Genomic DNA, 21,309 nt, shown 5'->3' with positions numbered 1-21,309 from the left:
TAATATGTAACTTTGTGCTTTAATTTGAAGAACGTTCAAAACAAACATTTATAATGATTCATTTCTTTGAGAACCCATCGAACACCGTATATGGTGTTCAAAGCGTAAACTCTTTATCACAAGAAGACATTACTAAACTCAACTGGCTATTCGGCAACGCCAAAAAACTCGACGACCAAACCCTTAACCATTACTTTGTAGGCCCCCGCGCAGCGATGGTCACTCCTTGGAGTACCAATGCAGTAGAAATCACACAGAACATGGGTATTGAAGGAATTGTTCGTATCGAAGAATTTCAACCGGTACCAGCAGATTTCAATGATTTCGATCCAATGATTTCGCAAAAGTTCAGTACGTTGACGCAGGATATGTACACGGTCAACATCACACCAGAACCTATTTTGGAAATTGAAGACATTGATGCCTACAACAAATCCGAAGGATTGGCATTAAATCCGGAAGAAGTAGCCTACTTAAACAATCTTGCTACCAAATTGGGCCGTCTTTTAACAGACTCCGAGGTCTTTGCTTTTTCACAAGCCAATTCTGAGCACTGTAGACATAAGATTTTCAATGGTACATTTATCATTGATGGTGAAGAACAACCTACTTCCCTATTTAAATTAATCAAGAAAACTTCCGAAACAAATCCAAATGAGATTGTTTCTGCGTATAAAGACAACGTAGCCTTTATTAAAGGCCCACGGGTCACCCAGTTTGCACCTAAATCCGCTGACAAGCCTGACTTTTACGAGGAAAAATCTTTCGATTCTGTTTTATCCGTAAAAGCCGAAACCCACAATTTCCCAACAACTGTGGAGCCTTTCTCTGGAGCGGCGACAGGATCTGGTGGTGAAATTCGTGACCGTATGGCCGGTGGTCAAGGCGCTATTCCTTTGGCGGGTACGGCGGTCTATATGACAGCGTATTCACGCCTATTGCAAGATCGTCCTTGGGAGAAAGCAATGCCAGAACGCCAATGGCTTTACCAAACACCAGTAGATATCCTTATCAAAGCTTCCAATGGAGCTTCTGACTTCGGTAATAAATTCGGACAACCCTTGATTACGGGATCTGTACTGACCTTCGAACATGAAGAAGAAGGCCGTAAGCTTGGTTATGACAAAGTCATCATGCAAGCTGGTGGTGTCGGTTATGGAAAATTGGATCAAGCCAAAAAACATACCCCAAAAATAGGTGATAAAATCGTCATCTTAGGAGGTGAAAATTACCGTATCGGTATGGGCGGTGCAGCAGTATCCTCTGCTGATACAGGCGCTTTCGGGTCAGGCATTGAATTGAATGCCATTCAACGCTCAAATCCGGAAATGCAAAAACGTGCGGCCAATGCTGTACGAAGCTTAGTTGAAGCAGATCATAACCCAATTGTTTCTATCCATGACCATGGCGCTGGTGGACACCTCAACTGTCTATCCGAATTGGTAGAGGAAACAGGCGGTTTAATAGATCTTGATGCGCTTCCGGTAGGTGATCCTACCCTTTCAGCAAAAGAAATCATCGGCAATGAGTCTCAGGAAAGAATGGGCTTGGTGATTGCTGAAGATGATATTGCAATCCTAAAACGTGTTGCTGATCGTGAACGTGCTCCAATGTACACCGTAGGTGACGTCACTGGAGATCACCGCTTCACATTTGCATCAAAAAGCAATGGCGCCAAACCAATGGATTATGCTTTAGAGGATTTCTTTGGTTCATCACCAAAGACCTTTATGCGTGATAAAATAGTTGCTCGTAATTATGCAGATCTTACCTATGATTCTGCGAATATCCCGAGCTATTTAAATCAGGTACTACAATTGGAGGCTGTGGCTTCCAAAGATTGGTTGACCAATAAAGTGGACCGTTGTGTGGGTGGCCGTGTTGCCAAACAACAATGTGCAGGTCCATTACAGTTACCTTTAAATAACGTTGGTGTCATGGCTCTTGACTACAAAGGAAAAGAGGGTATCGCAACAACGATAGGACACTCCCCTGTCGCAGCATTAATTGATCCGGCAGCGGCTAGTAAAACTGCTATCGCAGAATCATTATCAAATATCGTATTTGCACCGATTATAAATGGTCTTGCAGGCATCTCATTGTCAGCTAACTGGATGTGGGCAGCAAATAACGAAGGTGAGGATGCTCGACTTTATCAAGCTGTCAAAGCTTGTTCGGGTTTTGCAATCGCATTAGGAATCAATATCCCTACAGGAAAAGACTCCTTGTCGATGAAGCAAAAATATCCAAATGGTGAGAATGTAATTGCTCCCGGCACATTGATTATTTCAGCAGCTGGAAATTGTACGGATATTACTAAAGTAGTTGAACCCGTATTAAACAAAAATGCAGGATCCATTTACTACATCAATCTATCAAAAGACAACTTCAAATTAGGTGGTTCGTCTTTCGCTCAGATTGTCAATAAATTAGGCACAGAAGTTCCTACAATCCAAGATGCAAACTATTTCAAAACAGCATTCAATACCGTTCAGCAATTAATCAACGATAACCAAATCGAAGCCGGTCATGATATCGGATCCGGTGGTTTGATCACGACCCTTTTGGAAATGACATTTGCAGATGTGAATTTGGCTGCAAATTATGACCTTTCGGGATTAAATGAGTCTGATGCTGTAAAAGTATTGTTCAGTGAAAATATTGGACTTGTACTTCAAGCTAAAAATGATACTGTTTTCGAGCAAGCTGTTAAAGAAGCCGGCGTAGATGCCATAAAAATTGGCCAGGCAGTAGCAGGAAACACCGTTACCATCAAAAACGGAGAAGAGAACTTCAGCTTTGATGTTGCGGCAACACGTGATGTTTGGTCGACCACTTCATTCCTATTGGATTCGAAACAATCGAAAAACGGAACTGCACAACAACGTTTCGATAACTATAAAAATCAACCTTTAACATTTACCTTCCCAAGTCAGTTCAACGGCAAAAAACCGGTGATCGACGGAAGTAAAGCACGTCCAAAAGCGGCAATTCTTCGGGAAAAGGGCTCCAACTCGGAACGCGAGATGGCAAATGCGATGTTCTTAGCAGGTTTTGATGTGAAGGATGTTCATATGACTGACTTGATTTCAGGCCGTGAGACATTGGAAGATATCCAATTTATCGGTGCTGTTGGTGGATTCTCCAACTCGGATGTACTGGGTTCGGCAAAAGGATGGGCCGGAGCATTCCTATACAATGAGAAAGCGAAAAAGGCATTGACCGATTTCTTTGCACGGCCAGACACACTTTCAGTTGGTATCTGTAATGGTTGCCAGTTGTTTATGGAATTGGAAATGATCAATCCGGAGCACGAGGTTCATGGTAAAATGTTGCACAACACTTCGGGCAAACACGAGTCAAATTTCATTTCCGTGAAAGTTCAGGAAAATAATTCCGTTATGCTTTCTACATTAGCAGGAAGTACATTGGGTGTTTGGATTTCACATGGTGAAGGAAAATTCAATCTACCGTATGCAGAGGAACAATACAATATTGTTGCGAAATACGGTTATGAGCAATATCCGCACAATCCAAATGGCTCGGATTACAATACAGCGATGATCTGCGATAAAACTGGTCGCCATTTGGCCACAATGCCGCATATCGAGCGCTCAATTTTCCAATGGCATTGGGCAAACTATCCAAAAGGACGTCAGGATGAAGTTTCTCCTTGGTTAGAGGCTTTCGTCAATGCACGCAATTGGATTGACAATCAAAGCAAGTAATAAGCACTACATAAAAGCTCCTTCATCTATGAAGGAGCTTCTTTTTTTTAGATATCCCTTTTATATCCAGGTTTGTTCATCATATTGTCAAGGGAATATTTTCCAGATCCCATGACCATAAAAAAGATCAACAAAAAGAATACGACTATAGAAAGCCACAATTCGGAATTCACATAACTAAAACCATTGGTGATATTAACAAAAAAGACAGCTCCCACCAAGACTGGCAACAACAATAAAGAAGCTAAACGGGTTTGAAAACCCAAAATAAGGAATAACCCGCCAACCAAGTGTGTAAATACCACATAGTGAACAGCTCCCCAAATCGAAAGATGAAAGCTACTTTGTTCGATCATGTGCTCAACCACTTGCCTATCATTTACAAAAGTTACGCCTTTGGCGAAAATCATAATACCCAAGGCAATTCTTAGGTAATCAATCCATTGTGGGTGATGGACATTTCCCCAATGCTCAATTCTATGTATCAGGTTCATAACATACCTCCTTTTATAGATGGTTATACTGCTATAACAACTGAATTACAAAAAAGTTGTAGCTCAGTATCATTTTAATATACAGACCATTGCCCTTACATGGGATCGAAGTCCTTCAAAAAGGTTGAACGAAACATTAGGCTATCGCAAACCGGATTACAAGATCCCATAAGGCCGTTGTCATTAGCCCGATTACAATGCTAAAACCGATAACAAGATTCACCAATTTTGCATTGAGATGATATTGTTCAGCGATGATCCCTGAGGTGACTAAGGTAGGCATGGCAGCTTCGAAAATACTGATTCGCGCCACAGGTCCTTTTACTCCAAGTAACAATGCAAATAGCAAAACCAATGCGGGAGCCAAAATTAATTTATAGATCATGGCTGTACTAATTTGTGCGAACTGTTGGCGCCAGCCCTCGAACTTCAACTGTAAACCGATAGAAAATAGCGCCAATGGTCCTACTGTCGCCACAAGTTTATCAAAAAAAGGTTCGGCAACACTAAAATCAATAAACTGAGATAAGGTCAATGCAAGAAGACAACCGATCAATGGTGGGAAAGTAATCAGCTTCCTGATCATAAATTTGGCCTCAATGGATTGCCCTTCTTGAAGATTCGCTTTCAGCGCATTGATGATACCAGCAGTAGCTAATAGTATAAATGTCGTCTGGTCACAAATTATAGCAATCGGTAATTGCGCTTCGCCAAAATAAGCCATAATCAATGGAAATCCGATGAAGGATGTATTGCTATAGCCTGCCGCCAATTCCAGGCTGCTCCTGGAACGCTGCTTATAGAATTTTCGCCTACAATACCATTCCATAAATAACCAGCTTCCCGCCCAGACCAAAACTGCTGAAAAGATCGGAAACAACAACTGTGATGACCATACGATCTTTGGAATATATTTAAACGAAACCGCCGGAAGAGCAAAATAAAGTATCCAGGTATTGATTCCTTTATGCGCCTCACTGTGGATTAAATTTGTCCTTCGCAACAGCATACCAGCAGCAATACAAAACGCAATCATTATAAAATTAACCATGTTTTTCCTACAATTTTATACGACACAAAAGTGCAATAGTATACTTAGTAAAAACATGTATAAATACATTATTTTTATGTACATTTAATACGATATACAAAAAAAATCATGCGAAAGAAACAATTCGAGCCATTATTGATCAGTGAGTTTGTGGAAGATACTTTCCATCTACCTATGCATGAGCAAAATTATTATGAACTTGTTTACATACGCAGCGGACAGGGAAAACATGTGATCAATAAATTTGAATTGGATTATGAACGTGGTGATATTTTTCTTGTTAGCCCTGCAGATAAACATTACTTCAATATTCACGAAAAAACACATTTCCTATTCATTCTTTTTACGGATAGCTATTTTATGCAAAATCGGCGTCATCAAAAACTCTACGCCTGGATTATGGAGTTAATGAACGACCGAGGATTGCGAGAAAGTAAATTGCACATGACCGATCACGATCGTTTGATTTATTCCCATCTTATGGAAGCGGTCCGGCTATACTGTATTACCGCTATCAACCAGACATCACAATGGCTGTTTGATCAACTGGTTGCTATCTTTGGTCGCTATAAGGAAATATCCGAAATACAGCGCTTGCCACAGGCACATACACTACACATCGACAGCTCCATTTCGGCTTATATCCATCAGCATATCTTTACCCCAGAGTATCTTCAGCTAAAAACAATTGCCCAGAAATTTAACCTCTCCCCGACTTATTTTGGCATTTATTTCAAGAAAAACTTTGGGAGTAGCCTGAGAGAATACATCAATATGTACCGAATCGAATTAATAGAACATCGGCTTAAGTCCACTGCATATACACTCAAACAGATTGCCGAAGAACTGGGCTTTGTCGACGAGAGCCACTTATCCCATTTCTACAAGCGCACAAAGGGGTACAGCCCTAAAGCATATCGGCAACAACAGACAAAATGATCCTATGATCTACCCCAAGCATGCAACATACAAAAGACACTGGTTGCCTATCAAGATTTAGGAGGTAATACACTATAGAATTTCAGTCCTTTTTCCTCAAACTGTTTATAGAGGACAACTAACACATCATTTTTCAGAGATGAAGCATTCGCCGCGAAATTTACCCAGCAGAAAACACTTAAATAAATCATTTCTTCGCTAATGTCTTGCACGCTGATTCCACTATCTCTTTCCTTGACGAAATGTGGACTCGCCGCTATAGCCGCATTAATCCATTGTTTAGCTTCGTCAAGGTCCGTCTTCCGATCGATATGGAGGACAAAACTTGTCCTACTATACTCTTGGGATAATGTCCAATTGACTAATCTACCTGACAGCAAATCACCGTTTGGAATAATTACATCAGCACCATCGGCAGTTTTCAATACACTCGCGCGAATACCGATCTCCTTGACACGCCCCTTTTTATCGGCGAGTTCGATCTGGTCCCCCACGCGGAAAGGCTTATCAAAAACGAGAATAATCCCAGATACAAAGTTGTTGATGATATTTTGCATCCCCAAACCTATCCCCACACTCAGCGCCCCGATAACGACGGTAAGTTTATCCAAGCTCATCCCCAAAGCGGAAATAGCGATAAAAAAACCAATCAGAATAATCGCCAAACGGAATAACGGAAACAGCGTCATTTTTTGATTGTAGGCCTGATTTAACTGACCATCTTCACCACCGAGCACGATGAGGCTGATGTTCTTTTGAAACCAATTGGCGACCAGCAACAGCAAAATCGCAACAACAAGGTTCCCCAAGGTGAACGATATACTGCCTATACTACGCACCTTTCCAAAGAATGTTTCACTAAGCGCCAATAAGGTTTCGATAAACTGAAGATTATTGGCCAAAACAATAATTGCCAACAGGATACATACAATCCGAAGGATCTCTGTTATAATCGTCAGCGTACGCTGTTCATTAAAGCGCATCCAAAATCCCGCCACCAAACGGTCTTTTTTGAATTGGTTACGGACATCCAATTTGATCATGTCCGCAAAATATTGTAGGGTAAATGACTGCACCAAACCTACCGCACAGGCTATACTGAAACTGCGTGAATGCTCCACATGCCCAATGACATTCAACGTGATTGCCGTGATATTTAAGATCGCAAATACCACATAGATAAAATTACTGATATAGCCCGGACTCTCTGGATTCTTTATACGTCGTTTCGTATAGCTTACCAATCCCAATGCGATTAGATTAAAACCAATACAAACAATACGTAAAAACAGATCATCACTCACAATCATATTGACAAAGACATCCAATAGGTAAAAGATGATCAGAATCAGCGCAATCTTACGCTGCTGTCCAGTCATTTTATGTCTTAGCAAATACATAAAAATCAACATGATCACCAGTTGAGACGCTTGTAAGATGAAAGTTGGCGTGAAGAAATTGACAAAGGGCAATAAGGTTAGCAGAAAAATAATCGTTTTCCCAACAATCGCATCAATGGCTATCTTATTGGATGGATCATTTTGTTTCAGCACATAGGCAACCCGCACTATCCAATACGAATAAGCCAGTCCCAGCACAATCAATAGAATCCGGCTCGCCCAATCTGTACGATTGACATATTTATCAATGGATTTATTGTTACTATAATTGCTGCGAATATTGTCCAAAATAACATCTTTCGAGATACTTGTCGTATTGGCCTTCCAAATGGAACTTTTACCGGGAGCGGTAGTAGACTTCTTCGCAGCAGTTTTTGTTTCAGTAATCAGATCCAATCTATTGAGGTGCCGCTGGTTCTTTAGGATAAGCTCATCTATCGTGCGATTGATCATTTCCAGCGAATCCATCTTTGACGATAACTTAAGTTCTGCGCTATTCAGGTATTGATGTGCCCTAGCATGATTATTGGCACTGATATCATAATGATTGACGATATTACGGATTTGGTCTTTCGTGCCACTTAAACTGTTTGAATAATTTGCAATACTCCCTTTGATCGATTTAAGTTGTCTGATTTCTTCGGAAATCGAATTTTTTATTGTTGCGACAGAATCTTTTGCGGAGTTGGCACTTGTCGAGGCATAAGAGTTGGATTTTTCATTTAACTGAGCGACAAACTCAGCCATAGAGGCTGTACGGATATTGGACAAAAATGTCAAATTTACCTTCCGCAGGTCATTTCGCAGCGAATCATTCCCTACTCTTGTCGAATCGGAACCAGATCTTCTATTTAAACCAGTATGCGGCTGTGATCTATCGGTACTGACACCTCTTCTTACCTGAACCGAATCTTGTCCGATAGCATACAGATGCAATGCCAATAGACTTATTATAAAAACAATGAAATGTTTCATGCTGCTCAATTTCATACGCCCAATATGTTAATCTCTCTAAATAATAACCTGTGCCTCACAGGAGAACTCCGCAAAATGAAGTTTCAGGAAAGCCGATAACGATTATTATTTTTCCGACAAAAATAGCTTATCTAAGCTTAAAATCGTATAGCATCCGATAATTTAAGTTCCTCCAAACGCTTGACTTTGTCATCACGGTAAAACAGATTCATTGTCTCAAAGGGGATTAGCTTCAGATCTTTATTGACAATATGTACGCAGGATTTTTTGACCGCACGCACATCGAAGTCATAAGCATCCATAAAATTCATGATAATGATGCGGAAAAGATTATCATAATCCAGCTCAGGAGCACACACATCAGGCAGGCAGCAAAGCAATTGATTGACCTTTGGTTTTACTTTATCCACCGAAATACCGGTACTAAAAATATCCAGCAACTGCATCTGCACACCGGTGTCCTGTTCATACACAATGGTATTGCGAGACTGATTATTCAAGAGTACAGCGGGGTCAATATGCCGTGTTAGCGGAATCCTTTCATCACCAATCTTAAGCACATAGCCCATGGCCAAAGCGTCTGGGTTGCAGGGTACCGGAATGATATCATGCGGATTCAAGAGCGGGTACTGATCTAAGATTTCCTGCCTGACCTCAGTGAGGGTCATCTTATGCTGCTGTGCATTCTCCGCGTTTCTACCGGCAATTTCTACGGGCTGGAAGGTTACACCACGAACACAACGTTGATTCAAAGCATAATCCAATATCGCTCCGATCTCATCATCGTTGGTTCCTTTTTCCAGGACAACGACAAGTGTCGTACTTAGGTTTAACGCATTGAGCTTGTCGATTGCCTTTTTCCGTACATCGGTCAAATCCTTTCCTCTAAATTTCTCCAGCACAGCCGGGCGGAAAGAATCAAATTGGAGGTAAATTTCAAATTCCGGAGCGTAGGTGGCAAGCTGTTCAGCAAATCCAGGGTCATTCGCAATCCGAATACCATTGGTATTCAGCATCAAATGCTTAATTGGTTTTGTTTTAGCGATATCCAAAATCTTAAAAAACTCCGGATGAATAGTTGGTTCTCCACCACTGATCTGAACGACATCAGGCTCCCCCTCATTTTCGACAATCTTGTCAAACATGCGTTCGATTTCCTCCAGCGAACGATGCCGCCCATAATGAGGTGAAGACATGGCGTAGCAGGTCGGGCATGTCAGGTTGCAACGATCGGTCACCTCAACGATAGACAGGCAGCTGTGTTGTTCATGATCGACACAGAGGCCACAATCATACGGGCAGCCAAAATGAACCTCGTTCTCAAATTTCAATGGCGTCTCAGACGCTTTGTTATAATTTCGGATATTTTTATAGTATTCAACATCTGTGGCGATCAGGGTTTTGAAAAAACCATGATCAGGGCAATTTTTGGTCATAAAAACCTTTTCATCCTCGATGATAATTTTTGCTCCTACACGCGAAAGACAGGTCGGACACAGACTAATGGTATAATCGTAATAGGTATAATTTCTAACTGGCATATATCTTATCGTTATTAACTTAATGCTATTCCACAAGCAACTCCACCTGCGATCATCGCTCCAACACCACCCAAAAGCACTTTAAGCCAAAGGTTGACATTAAATGTAGACTCTTTATTATTGGATTTCATAATCGAACCAATAATAATGACCAAAAGCGCTATTCCGATGACTATAGCTCCTCCAAACAGTAAAAACAAGCCCAATACAGCTGTGTTTTCCGAACCAAATGACCCTTCGAGTAAATACATAATTTAGACCTTCCTTTCTATATGCGTATTATTCAATAAATAAATATAATAAATTATCACGACAAGACAGGTAATTTGTATTGTACTCATTCCGAAAAGAATAACTACCCTTGGCTTGATAAAATCCAATAAAAAACGAAAGCTAAAATAGCTGAGCATAAAAAACTGAAACAGTACGCCATTTTGGAATATAAATCTCCGTTTAAACCATTGCAGGGAAATAAATAGCAGAATCAAAAATGCAATTTCGTATAAGGCAACGGGGTGCCTGCGATAAGCATCACCAAGGTACATCCCCAATGGACATTCCGTAGGCAAGCCATAGGTCTGCTCAAATACCCCAGTGTAAAAACAACCTATCCGCCCGATCATGATCGCAACAATCAGCGGAAAAACCATGCGGTCCCCCGTGCTCTCTTGCTTGCGCATGATTTTTTTCATCAGTTCCACCCCGACCAGTCCACCGGCCAGACCACCTACAATCGTATTATTTAGCCAGATATAACGCCATTTACTTAGGGCACTAAACAATTCCTCTGGGCGCTCAAGCGATCCGATCACATGAGATCCGATCAAGGCTCCTACAGCGGCTGCAATGACAATTAAAAGTGAATTGGTGTGACCTAAGCTCTCCTTATCTTTCCATTTCAGGAGCTGATAATAACGCATGCCCATAAACATCCCCAAACCTTCCATAAAGGGATGGAGGAGAAAGGTCTTTCCAAATAAATCAATGGTAACAGGAAATTCGATTGCAGTTAGCATAAGCAAGTATACAAAAGACAATTCAGATATCGATCACCAAAAAACAAAAGCCGGTTCATTTGTGAACCGGCTTTATCTCCTTATCTTCGTCTAGGATAGCAATCTATAATTGATCGCTGTAGACAAATCTGATTTCTTCTCTCAAATTATAGCGGGAAGCCATAACTTCACCATAAGCTCCTGCAGAACGAATCGCAATCAAGTCACCACGTTTTGATACCGGCAAAGGTACTTCCTTTCCAAAACAATCCGAAGATTCACAGATTGGCCCTACGACATCGTAGTTTAATGCTTCTGTAGCGCTGCCTTCACTAATATTTTCTATTTTATGGTAAGCTTGATACAAGGCTGGTCGCATCAATTCAGTCATCCCTGCATCCAGTACCAAAAAGTTTTTCTTGACACCATTCTTAACATATAATACACGGCTCACCAAGCTTCCGCATTGAGCAACCAAAGCTCTGCCCAGTTCAAAATGAACTTCCTGATGTGGCTTACGCTCTAGGAAACGATCAAAAATGTCAAAATAAGCTTCAAAATCTGGAACTGGATTACCATCTGGATTTTTATAATCTATCCCAAGGCCCCCACCGACGTTCAACACACGAATCTTTGTTCCACGCTCCTCAAACCAGTTTTTCCACTCGTTAACTTTTACACACAAACTTTTGAATACCGTCATATCGGTAATCTGAGATCCGACGTGGAAGTGTAAGCCTACCAATTCTATAAAATCACATTTCTTAAGAACAGCGGCACATTTCTCCAGATCCGCATTTGGAATACCAAATTTGTTTTCGTCGAGTCCTGTTGTAATATAATGGTGTGTATGCGCATCAACATTGGGGTTTATTCGCAATGCAACATTTGCTTTTACACCTTGTTTTGATGCCAATTCGTTAATAACTTCAAGCTCCTGAATAGACTCTACGTTGAATGCAAAGATATTTTGTTGTAATGCGTATTTGATCTCCTTATCCGATTTCCCAACGCCAGCGAAGGTAATATTCTGAGGCGCAAAACCACACTCAATAGCTTTTTTCACTTCATTTCCGCTCACACAGTCCGCACCGAAGCCGATCTGTTGCATGGCTTTTAACAACACATCGTTAAAATTAGCTTTCAATGCATAATGAACATGGAATCCCCTTTTGTTGGAAGCTGCGTAAGCCGCTTCCAAGGTTTTGTTTAACACGGCCAAGTCATAGTAATAAAACGGCGTTTCTTTCTCTGCAAATTTTGCCGCAATAGCTGTATTTATCATATAAAACCTAATTCTTAAAATAAACGATTATGCAATGAACGTAAAGCCTCTGTTTTATGATCCGAATTCAATAAAATGGATACATTAAAATCCGAACCACCGTATGAAATCATACGGACCGGAAGATGTTTTACAGCATCAAGTACACGTGCAGCATAACCATGACTATTCAAACCAAAGTCACCGACTACACAGACAATTGTCTGATCGCCGTCTACGGTAACAGATCCAAAATCTTCTACTTCTTTAATGATATCGGCTAAATTTGTTGTATCATCTATGGTCAACGAAACCGCTACTTCTGAGGTAGTGATCATATCGATCGGTGTTTTATAGCGTTCGAAAATCTCGAAAACACGACGCAAGAAACCGTAAGCAAGCAACATTCTTGAGGAATGAATATGAATTGCGGTGATACCATCTTTTGCCGCAATTGCCCGTATACAACCTTTTTGTGCACCATCTTTGCTAATTAATGTTCCTTTAGCATTTGGCTCCATTGTATTTAACAGACGTACCGGTACATTATATTTTTGTGCAGGAAATACCGATTGTGGGTGTAATATCTTCGCCCCAAAATAAGCTAATTCTGCCGCCTCATCGAAGCTAAGATGTGCTATCGGTGTTGTCCCTTTTACGACACGCGGGTCATTGTTGTGCATACCGTCAATGTCTGTCCAAATCTGAACCTCATCCGCACGGATAGCTGCGCCAATCAATGAAGCTGTATAATCCGATCCGCCACGGCGCAGGTTATCAATTTCACCAAACGAATTTCTACAGATAAATCCTTGTGTAATAAACAAGGTATTTTCGGGATGTTGAGCAAGAATAGTACTCAATTTCTCACCGATGTATTCCACCATTGGCTCATTGTCCTCGTCGATTTTCATAAAATCCAACGCCGGCAATAAGACAGACTGAATTCCGATTTCATTGAGGTAAAAATGCCATAATGCTGTAGACATCAATTCACCTTGCGCCAAAATAATCTTTTCTTCTATCGACGTAAACAGCTCGTTCGCCAAGCTAGAGATCAGATTAAAATGATAGTCGATTAATTCCTTCCCGTTTTTATAACCGGCTTCAGTATTAAAAAGTTCCTTAATAAGGTCTTCGTACTTATCCTTGTGCTTCTTGATCAAATCCTTAGCCTCGTCCTTCTTACCTGCTGTGTAAGCTTGACCAATTTCTACTAAAGCATTTGTCGTTCCAGCTACCGCGGATAACACAACGATCTGACGTTCCGAAGGGTTTACAATATCCAACAACCCTTTGATACGTACTGCACTTCCTACTGAAGTACCACCAAATTTTAAAACTTTCATACTAAAGTTACAATTATTAAATTTCTGTGCGCCAATATAGGCAATTCATGAATGTATATTAAAAAAAATGCGGCACAAAATCATGAAAGTTTTGTGCCGCATATATTTGTTCTATGCGGAAGAATTACTTCTTCAAGTTTTCGATCAGTAAACCGGCCAATTCTTCGCCGATTCTTTCTTGTGCTTCATTTGTCGCTGCGCCAATATGTGGTGTCAACGAAATCTTTGGATGTTTTAAAATTTCCTCACGTGGTGTAGGTTCGTTGTCGAACACATCTAAGCCTGCAAATGCTACTTTACCTGCATCTAATGCCTTCACTAATTCCAACTCATCAATAACACCGCCTCTGGAAGCGTTGACCAGGCCAACACCATCTTTTAACAGCGGAAACTCTGCTGCGCCAATTGCCGGTTTGTCCAAAAATGGTACGTGTAAGGAAATAAAATCAGAAACTTTCAATAAGTCTTCCATTTCCACTTGTTTGATCGGAACCTCAACCTGAATACCACCAGAAAGTTCAATCGTTAAACCTTTGGGTCCTTCAAATAGATCTGTATAGACTACATCCATTCCCAGACCGATCGCGATTTTAGCTACTTCACGACCGATACGGCCAAAACCAACAATACCGATTGTTTTACCGCGAAGCTCAGTTCCGGCACCATAGGCTTTTTTCAAAGCACCGAATTTGGTATTTCCTTCAACAGGCATCTTGCGGTTGGAGTCATATAAAAAGCGTACACCGTTTAAAAGGTGCGCAAAAACCAATTCAGCCACCGATAAAGAAGATGCAGCAGGAGTATTGACAACAGCAATACCTTTTGAGCGTGCGTATTCCACGTCAATATTATCCATTCCTACGCCACCACGACCGATTACTTTCAAATTTGGGCAGCCATCAATTAATTCCTGACGAACTTTAGTTGCGCTACGTACAGTAATTGCATCATAAGCAAGCAGCTTTTCAGCTAACTCCTCTTGTGGTATATGATTTGTATCTACAGTATGACCAGCATCCTCCAACATTTTCTTTCCTAGTGGATCGATACCGTCATTTGCTAATATTTTCATCCTTTATATTTATTTATGAATGTCGGTTTTTCATTGTATACATGAATCTGTGACATCCTGATTGTTTATTTAAGCGATAAAGCAATCAAATTCATTCGGACAACGTTGTGAACGGAATGAATCCGATGATTTCATCAAAATATTTTTGACCGAATAGACTATTTGTGTGTGTCTTCAAATTCCTTCATGGCATCAATCAATGCATTTATACTGCTCAATGGCAATGCGTTGTATATAGAAGCTCTAAAGCCACCTACCGAACGGTGTCCTTTGATCCCAATCAGATTACGTTCCTTTGCCAAAGCTAAGAATTCCGCTTCTAATTCAGGAGTATCCATCACGAAAGTCACGTTCATGCGCGAGCGGTCTTCAACAGCAGCAGTGCCTTTAAATAAAGGGTTGCGGTCGATCTCATCGTATAAAGCACGTGCTTTAATAATATTCTCTTGCTCTAAGACAGGCACACCACCTTTTGCTTTTAACCAACGTAGGTTCAACATGGAAACAAAGATCGAGTATACTGGAGGAGTATTATACATGGAACCGCCATCGATATGCAATTTATAATCTAACATCGAAGGTAGAACACGTCCTGACTTACCTAAAATATCATCCTTCACAATAACTAGTGTTACGCCGGCAGGACCCATATTTTTTTGTGCACCAGCATAGATCAAATCGTAATCTGCGACATTGATCTCGCGGGAAAAAATATCTGAAGACATATCTACAACCACTGGTAATTCCGTCGCTGGTTTTTCAAACACCTCAGTACCGTAAATCGTATTATTTGAAGTATAGTGAAAATAGGCAGCATCCGAAGGGATTGAATACCCTTTAGGTATATAAGAATAGTTTTTATCAATCGACGAAGCTACAACATCTACTGTTCCGAATTTCTTCGCTTCTTTTAAGGCCTTTGTTGCCCATACACCTGTATCCAAATAAGCAGCTTTACCGCCTTCAGGTAAAAGATTAAGTGGTGCCATCGCAAATTGCAGACTCGCTCCACCTTGCAAGAAAAGAATCGAATATCCTTGTGGTACGGCTAATAATTCTCTTACTAACTGAGTCGCCTCATCTATCACTGCTTCAAACTCTTTGGAACGGTGAGAGATCTCTAAAATTGATAAACCTGTGTTGTTAAAATCAATTACAGCTTCTGAGGCTTGTTGAAATACTTCCTTTGGCAGAATACATGGACCTGCTCCAAAATTATGTTTCATTGATGTTATAGTTTGTTTGACTGCTCATTCAGAACCCTAGTAAAGCAATCTGTTGTTTTAAAAACCAAAGGTAAAATAAAATTATATATTTTTCAACTATTCTGTTTTTTTATTGAAAATTTACAAAATTCTGAATCATTTCAATAAAAATATTACACAAGTAGATCCCTATTGGTTATTAAAATAATCACAGAAGAAGCACTTTCCAAGCCATATCTAACTGATTATCTTTCAAATACCCCTTTGCTTTAAGCTGAAGGTGGACGTTACGGGAGGATTGGTCCCCGATAAAGGCATTTAACAATTCGTAAATTTCGGGCAAGGACGTAATCTCATCCACCTCCAACGGTGTAGGCAGTCGGTCTAACTTTGCCAGTTTAATTTTATCTTCCGTACTAAAAACGGTGGATTCCTTTACAAAAGGAGGAAGTTGGTCGTAGTCCATAAAAAAAGCAGAAATTTTAGTCAAATTTCTGCTTAATATCTTAAAAAAGAAAATCCTTATAATTTTTCGATGATCCGATCGGCAAACTCACTGGTTTTCACTAAGGTCGCATCATCCATCAGATTGTAAAAATCAACAGTGACCGTTTTCGCAATAATGGTTTCCCCCAATGCACGAACAATTGCCGCCGCCACTTCTGTCCAACCCAGGTATTCAAACATCATCACACCGCTGAGGATAACGGATGAAGGATTCATGGTATTGGTATTCGCAAACCTAGGTGCTGTACCATGGGTCGCTTCAAAAACAGCATGACCAGTTTTAAAGTTGATATTGGCTCCCGGTGCAATTCCTATCCCGCCTACCATGGCTGCCAAAGCATCCGAGATATAATCTCCGTTTAGATTCAGGGTTGCCACCACAGAAAAGTCGCGTGGATTAAGCAAGATTTGTTGCAGGAAGTTGTCCGCGATAATATCCTTAATCAGGATTTTACCCGAAGCCAAGGCTTCTTTTTGTTCCTGATTGGCCGCTGCTTCACCTTTCTCCGCTTTAGTTCGCTCCCATTGCCCCCAAGTATAGGTCTTATCCGCAAATTCTGTTTCTGTAACCTCAAAACCCCAGATCTTGAAGGCTCCTTCTGTATATTTCATGATATTACCCTTGTGCACTATAGTCACCGAGGGTAATGCATAATGGATAGCATGTTCTATCGCTGCCCGCACCAAGCGTTTGGATCCTTCTTCAGAAACCAGTTTGACCCCTACCCCCGTGGTACTCGAAAAGTTATAGTCAATATCAAGTTCGTCATGTAAAAAATCCTGTAGTTTATTGGATTCGGCACTTCCCGCCTGAAACTCTATCCCAGCATAGATATCTTCGGTATTTTCCCGAAATATGACCATATCCACATATTCTGGATGTTTGACCGGAGACGGTACACCTTGGAACCACTTCGTCGGTCGCTGGCAGACGTACAGATCCAGATCCTTCCGTAAGGCAACATTCAAGGAGCGTATGCCACCACCTACAGGTGTGGTCAAAGGCCCTTTTATGCCAACTAAGTATTCGCGCAATAGATCCAATGTCGCTTTGGGCAACCACTCTCCGGTTTCATCAAATGCTTTCTCCCCTGCCAAAACTTCCTTCCAACTGACTTTTCGTTGTCCGTTATAGGCCTTCTCCACTGCTTTATCAAAAACACGCACCGCAGCATGCCATAGGTCAGGACCTATACCATCACCTATGATAAAAGGAATCGTTGGGAAATCTGGAACCTGTAATGTTCCCTCGTTAGACATTGTAATCTTATTTGACATAATCAGTGTTTTTTGCGGATAGCAACTATCCTTTATTAAACATATTTCCAATCTCTTTACTAATCTTTCGGAATATCGGAGCAGCCTCAACATCCTCGTATTCGTCGATGTGCGCATTCTCTATCCTACTAGGAAACACCAAAACAAGGTTTTCGTTTGCATAGATCCGATCTAATTTTTTTGCCACACCATCCAGTGAATCGCGATATGAAACCTCTCCATTTCGTGCGGACACAAAAATGAACATGGACTCTTCATCCTTAAACGCTTTTAATCCCTGTAAATTATCCCAGTCATCGTAGTGTTTAAAAGTAACTGGTACGGAATTCTTTATTTCGACCAGGTGCGCCTCAATTGCGGATGTAGAGCGCGTATCCACAACAAAAGAAATTGGAACAGATAGTTCCTGTGCAAGTTTAATAACCTTCTCCAACCAATACTCGAAACCAAACTCTGCCTCACACATTGGCGGTGCAAATACAACGATAGCTTTATTGGAAATAAAAGGTTTTCTAAAATGGCAGAGCATCACATTAGCTGATGTTCTGTTGAGGATACTTTCTGTTTTTTCACCAACAAATTTATCCATAAAATTCGCTGCGCTTGGCCAACCAAGCACAATACAATTTGCGGAAACTTCTTTCGCTGACCGAGCCACACCGCTTGCAATATTTAAATCTATCGTTGCACTGATATTAACATTGGTCTCCGAACCAGAAGCATAACGCACCATATTGTCCAAATTTTTACGGGCTTTACTCATATTCAGCTGTGCCTGTTCATTATCTTTTACCACGGATACAATATTCACAGGCTGAGTGCATTTTTTACTCTTGATGTAAGTGGAAAAGTCAAGGATAGGTTCCATATTGTCCATATTCGCAATAGAGATCAATATATTTTCGTCTTTCTCCTTCACCACATCAGTATGTTCTTCATCTTGCTCCCCATCCATAACCACTTTCCTGGAAGCATTCCCTGTCACAATCGTGGCGACAATACAGGTTACCAAGATCAACAAAATCGTACCATTCAGGACATTTTCGTCAATGATCCCATTTTTATAACCGACCATAATAACAGCCAAAGTCGCCGCAGCATGAGCGCTGCTCAAACCAAAAATCAAGTTACGCTGCCCACGGCTATATTTAAATGTTTTCTGTGTTAGCCAAGCTGCGGCATATTTCCCGACGATTGCAACGACGGTCAAGGTACCTGCTATAATTAATGCCTGAGGTCCTTTTAAAATGACACTCACATCCACTATCATACCGACTGATATGAGGAAAAAAGGAATAAAAATCGCATTCCCGATAAACTCGATTCGATTCATCAGCGCCGAAGAATGCGGAATCAATTTATTCAAGGCCAGACCAGCCACAAAGGCCCCAATAATAGGTTCCAATCCCGCAATTTCTGCTAAGAAGGCTGCAAAAAACACAACGGAAAGTACAAAAATATAGTTTGATGTCTTTTCGCTGCCCAACCGTTCAAAAAACCATTTTGCGATCCGCGGGATAATACCGAACATGATAAACAGGAAAATCGCGAAGGAAATCCCCAGTGTAACCCAAAATTCATTTCCAATATTACCCTGAGAAACTCCGGTAATAACAGCCAATATAATCAGTACCGCTGTATCGGTCAGGATCGTACCACCAATCGTAATCGCCACAGCTTCCATCTTGGAAATACCATAACTATTCACAATGGGATAAGATACCAGGGTGTGGGTCGCAAACATACTCGAGATCAAAAGACTCGCCAGGACATCGTACCCCAACAACAAATGGCAAACGGGATAACCTATGCTTATAGGCACAATAAATGTAAAAAAACCAAACAGCAAACTTTTGTTCTTGGTCTTTTTAAATTCATTCATATCCAATTCCAGACCGGCAATAAACATGATATACAAGAGGCCTATCGTGGAAAACAGATTAATTGCAGAGTTTTTTTCCAGCCAATTTAATCCATGGGGTCCAATAATAACACCAGATATAATCAAACCAATAATACCCGGCACCTTGATCGGCCTGAGGATGATGGGTGAAAGTAGGATAATAAAGAGTACCAGTGAAAAAATAAGTACGGGATTCTGTAAGGGCGCTTCGAAAGCGTGGGAAATATGCTCGAAAGTTTTATTCATATGTGCTCGTATGCTATCGGTAAAATGTGTCAACTTATTTTTCGTTACCAGCCGTAAAATAGCTAAACAGCTTTAAAAATACAATTTTTCCAACAAAACGACGCCTAAAAAAGGGCTTACTTAAAAGAAATTGCTTTTATCGGACTAATCTTGGTGATTAACATCGAAGGAATAAACAAGGAAACCATTCCAATAAATACCACTGCAAGATTGACCAAAATAACATCGGACCAATAGAGTTTTACGGCAACATAAGCAATGTAGTAGGTCTGCTCATCCAGTTTGAAAAAATGGGTATAATCCTGTAGAAAATAAAAGCCCAATCCGATGAGATTTCCTATCAGTAAACCAAGTCCAATGAGATACAGGGCACTATACATAAAGACCCGTCGGATACCGGCGTTATGATATCCTAAAGCCTTTAAAATACCAATCATGGATGTACGCTCAAGAATGGTGATCAATAAAGCTGAAATCATATTGATAATAGCTACCACAGTCATCAAGATAAAGATAATTTTGGTATTCATATCCAATAAATCCAACCATTGGAAAATATCGGGTACCTGATCTTTAATATTGATTGCCTGCATATCAATAGGCAGCATATCTTCTATTTTTTGTGTTGTCTGTTGGAGTTGGCTGAAATCCTTGATCCGAATCTCATAGCCACCGACCTCATTGTCATCAAGATTGCTCAGCTTCCTAATGACATTCAAAGATCCGATTACGTAGACTTTATCAAGTTCCTCCGACCCTGTATTAAATATTCCTTTGATGACAAACTTTCGCTTACGGATGGGCTCCTGGACAAAATACATAATAAAGTCGTCACCTACTTTCAACAAGAGTCTATCTGCCAGATATTTAGAAATTAAAATCTGATTATCAGTGTTCTCGGATTTAAAATCTATTGTATTCCCTTCGAGCAGCATATTTTTTATGGGCTGCTGATCGTATAGCGAATCAATACCTTTCAAAACAACACCCTCGACTTCGTCGTTCACATTGATAATCCCAGCTTTGGTTGCAAATGGATTAATGGAATATACTTCAGGGTCTGCTAATATAGACTTATGGAGTTGAGGTGTAAGTGAGATGGGCGAATTTTCATACGATTTATTGAGATCATAACGTAGCACCAATACATCCGCAAAAAAACCACGTTGCTTGCTGATGATCTCCCCCTTAAATCCCCGCAAAACCGCAATAGATATAATAATGGCAGCAATGGCTAGCGCAATTGCACCGATCGTAACCCGAACGATCAATTTTGAGAACGTCCGTTTACCTGAAAATGCTATTCGATTTGCTAAAAAATAAGGAAAATTCAAGCTTTCAATATATTTATGTAACTTCGCA

At 40.6% G+C, this 21,309-nt stretch carries 16 protein-coding genes; 2 read left to right on the top strand and 14 right to left on the bottom strand.

Annotated features, from left to right (window positions below):
• Nucleotides 1-53 precede the first annotated feature (53 nt).
• The gene (gene purL / locus M2408_RS08250) at nucleotides 54-3,728 is read left to right on the top strand and encodes a phosphoribosylformylglycinamidine synthase (RefSeq protein WP_259180732.1); all 3,675 of its coding nucleotides are present in this window, start codon (nucleotides 54-56) and stop codon (nucleotides 3,726-3,728) included.
• 47 nt (nucleotides 3,729-3,775) lie between these two features.
• On the opposite strand, the gene M2408_RS08245 is transcribed toward purL, so the two are convergent.
• A complete protein-coding gene (locus tag M2408_RS08245; protein ID WP_120260853.1) occupies nucleotides 3,776-4,222 on the bottom strand; it encodes a DoxX family protein in 447 nt (148 codons plus the stop codon).
• Between the two features lie 136 nt (nucleotides 4,223-4,358).
• A complete protein-coding gene (locus M2408_RS08240) occupies nucleotides 4,359-5,273 on the bottom strand; it encodes an AEC family transporter (RefSeq protein WP_120260852.1) in 915 nt (304 codons plus the stop codon).
• Nucleotides 5,274-5,381: 108 nt separating this feature from the next.
• On the opposite strand from M2408_RS08240, the gene M2408_RS08235 reads away from it, so the two are divergent.
• A complete protein-coding gene (locus tag M2408_RS08235; protein WP_259180731.1) occupies nucleotides 5,382-6,212 on the top strand; it encodes an AraC family transcriptional regulator in 831 nt (276 codons plus the stop codon).
• Nucleotides 6,213-6,262: 50 nt separating this feature from the next.
• Here the strand turns inward: M2408_RS08235 and M2408_RS08230 are convergent, their stop codons facing one another.
• From M2408_RS08230 to M2408_RS08175, 12 genes are all read right to left on the bottom strand, one after another.
• Nucleotides 6,263-8,587 carry a mechanosensitive ion channel family protein gene (locus M2408_RS08230; RefSeq protein ID WP_259180730.1) on the bottom strand — a complete coding sequence of 775 codons (2,325 nt, stop codon included), beginning with the start codon at nucleotides 8,585-8,587 and terminating at the stop codon, nucleotides 6,263-6,265.
• 137 nt (nucleotides 8,588-8,724) lie between these two features.
• Nucleotides 8,725-10,128 carry a radical SAM protein gene (locus M2408_RS08225; protein WP_259180729.1) on the bottom strand — a complete coding sequence of 468 codons (1,404 nt, stop codon included), beginning with the start codon at nucleotides 10,126-10,128 and terminating at the stop codon, nucleotides 8,725-8,727.
• A 14-nt stretch (nucleotides 10,129-10,142) separates the two neighbouring features.
• Entirely contained in the window at nucleotides 10,143-10,379 is a 237-nt protein-coding gene (locus tag M2408_RS08220; RefSeq protein ID WP_120260848.1) for a hypothetical protein, read from the bottom strand.
• Between the two features lie 3 nt (nucleotides 10,380-10,382).
• Complete coding sequence (locus M2408_RS08215; protein WP_259180728.1) at nucleotides 10,383-11,144, bottom strand: prolipoprotein diacylglyceryl transferase; 762 nt, start codon at nucleotides 11,142-11,144, stop codon at nucleotides 10,383-10,385.
• Between the two features lie 103 nt (nucleotides 11,145-11,247).
• Nucleotides 11,248-12,408: a diaminopimelate decarboxylase gene (gene lysA / locus M2408_RS08210; RefSeq protein WP_259180726.1), complete on the bottom strand. Its 1,161-nt coding sequence runs from the start codon at nucleotides 12,406-12,408 to the stop codon at nucleotides 11,248-11,250.
• A gap of 14 nt (nucleotides 12,409-12,422) precedes the next feature.
• Complete coding sequence (locus M2408_RS08205; protein WP_223582656.1) at nucleotides 12,423-13,736, bottom strand: aspartate kinase; 1,314 nt, start codon at nucleotides 13,734-13,736, stop codon at nucleotides 12,423-12,425.
• A gap of 124 nt (nucleotides 13,737-13,860) precedes the next feature.
• Nucleotides 13,861-14,808 carry a D-2-hydroxyacid dehydrogenase gene (locus M2408_RS08200; RefSeq protein WP_120260844.1) on the bottom strand — a complete coding sequence of 316 codons (948 nt, stop codon included), beginning with the start codon at nucleotides 14,806-14,808 and terminating at the stop codon, nucleotides 13,861-13,863.
• 158 nt (nucleotides 14,809-14,966) lie between these two features.
• Nucleotides 14,967-16,034, bottom strand: a complete 1,068-nt coding sequence (serC, locus tag M2408_RS08195; RefSeq protein WP_259180725.1) for a 3-phosphoserine/phosphohydroxythreonine transaminase — start codon at nucleotides 16,032-16,034, stop codon at nucleotides 14,967-14,969.
• 187 nt (nucleotides 16,035-16,221) lie between these two features.
• Nucleotides 16,222-16,479 (bottom strand): hypothetical protein, encoded by a 258-nt coding sequence (locus M2408_RS08190; protein WP_259180724.1) that lies wholly within the window; start codon nucleotides 16,477-16,479, stop codon nucleotides 16,222-16,224.
• Nucleotides 16,480-16,535: 56 nt separating this feature from the next.
• Nucleotides 16,536-17,798: an NADP-dependent isocitrate dehydrogenase gene (icd, locus tag M2408_RS08185; RefSeq protein ID WP_259180723.1), complete on the bottom strand. Its 1,263-nt coding sequence runs from the start codon at nucleotides 17,796-17,798 to the stop codon at nucleotides 16,536-16,538.
• A gap of 25 nt (nucleotides 17,799-17,823) precedes the next feature.
• A complete protein-coding gene (locus M2408_RS08180) occupies nucleotides 17,824-19,947 on the bottom strand; it encodes a cation:proton antiporter (RefSeq protein ID WP_259180722.1) in 2,124 nt (707 codons plus the stop codon).
• A 116-nt stretch (nucleotides 19,948-20,063) separates the two neighbouring features.
• Nucleotides 20,064-21,281 carry an ABC transporter permease gene (locus M2408_RS08175; RefSeq protein ID WP_259180721.1) on the bottom strand — a complete coding sequence of 406 codons (1,218 nt, stop codon included), beginning with the start codon at nucleotides 21,279-21,281 and terminating at the stop codon, nucleotides 20,064-20,066.
• Nucleotides 21,282-21,309: the final 28 nt, after the last annotated feature.

Origin of the sequence: Sphingobacterium sp. BIGb0165, from assembly GCF_024810095.1 — a bacterium.
GTDB classification, from domain to species: Bacteria; Bacteroidota; Bacteroidia; order Sphingobacteriales; family Sphingobacteriaceae; genus Sphingobacterium; species Sphingobacterium detergens.
Note: the sequence above shows the minus strand (reverse complement) of the source record. Positions and strands in the feature narration are given on the sequence as shown.

Excerpts from the sequence above, each read along its gene's own strand:
- lysA (WP_259180726.1), bottom strand. The coding sequence starts at position 12,408 with ATGATAAATACAGCTATTGCGGCAAAATTTGCAGAGAAAGAAACGCCG.
- M2408_RS08200 (WP_120260844.1), bottom strand. The coding sequence starts at position 14,808 with ATGAAAATATTAGCAAATGACGGTATCGATCCACTAGGAAAGAAAATG.
- M2408_RS08220 (WP_120260848.1), bottom strand. The coding sequence starts at position 10,379 with ATGTATTTACTCGAAGGGTCATTTGGTTCGGAAAACACAGCTGTATTG.
- M2408_RS08225 (WP_259180729.1), bottom strand. The coding sequence starts at position 10,128 with ATGCCAGTTAGAAATTATACCTATTACGATTATACCATTAGTCTGTGT.
- M2408_RS08205 (WP_223582656.1), bottom strand. The coding sequence starts at position 13,736 with ATGAAAGTTTTAAAATTTGGTGGTACTTCAGTAGGAAGTGCAGTACGT.
- serC (WP_259180725.1), bottom strand. The coding sequence starts at position 16,034 with ATGAAACATAATTTTGGAGCAGGTCCATGTATTCTGCCAAAGGAAGTA.
- purL (WP_259180732.1), top strand. The coding sequence starts at position 54 with ATGATTCATTTCTTTGAGAACCCATCGAACACCGTATATGGTGTTCAA.
- M2408_RS08190 (WP_259180724.1), bottom strand. The coding sequence starts at position 16,479 with ATGGACTACGACCAACTTCCTCCTTTTGTAAAGGAATCCACCGTTTTT.
- M2408_RS08180 (WP_259180722.1), bottom strand. The coding sequence starts at position 19,947 with ATGAATAAAACTTTCGAGCATATTTCCCACGCTTTCGAAGCGCCCTTA.
- M2408_RS08215 (WP_259180728.1), bottom strand. The coding sequence starts at position 11,144 with ATGCTAACTGCAATCGAATTTCCTGTTACCATTGATTTATTTGGAAAG.
- M2408_RS08240 (WP_120260852.1), bottom strand. The coding sequence starts at position 5,273 with ATGGTTAATTTTATAATGATTGCGTTTTGTATTGCTGCTGGTATGCTG.
- M2408_RS08235 (WP_259180731.1), top strand. The coding sequence starts at position 5,382 with ATGCGAAAGAAACAATTCGAGCCATTATTGATCAGTGAGTTTGTGGAA.
- M2408_RS08230 (WP_259180730.1), bottom strand. The coding sequence starts at position 8,587 with ATGAAACATTTCATTGTTTTTATAATAAGTCTATTGGCATTGCATCTG.
- M2408_RS08245 (WP_120260853.1), bottom strand. The coding sequence starts at position 4,222 with ATGAACCTGATACATAGAATTGAGCATTGGGGAAATGTCCATCACCCA.
- icd (WP_259180723.1), bottom strand. The coding sequence starts at position 17,798 with ATGTCAAATAAGATTACAATGTCTAACGAGGGAACATTACAGGTTCCA.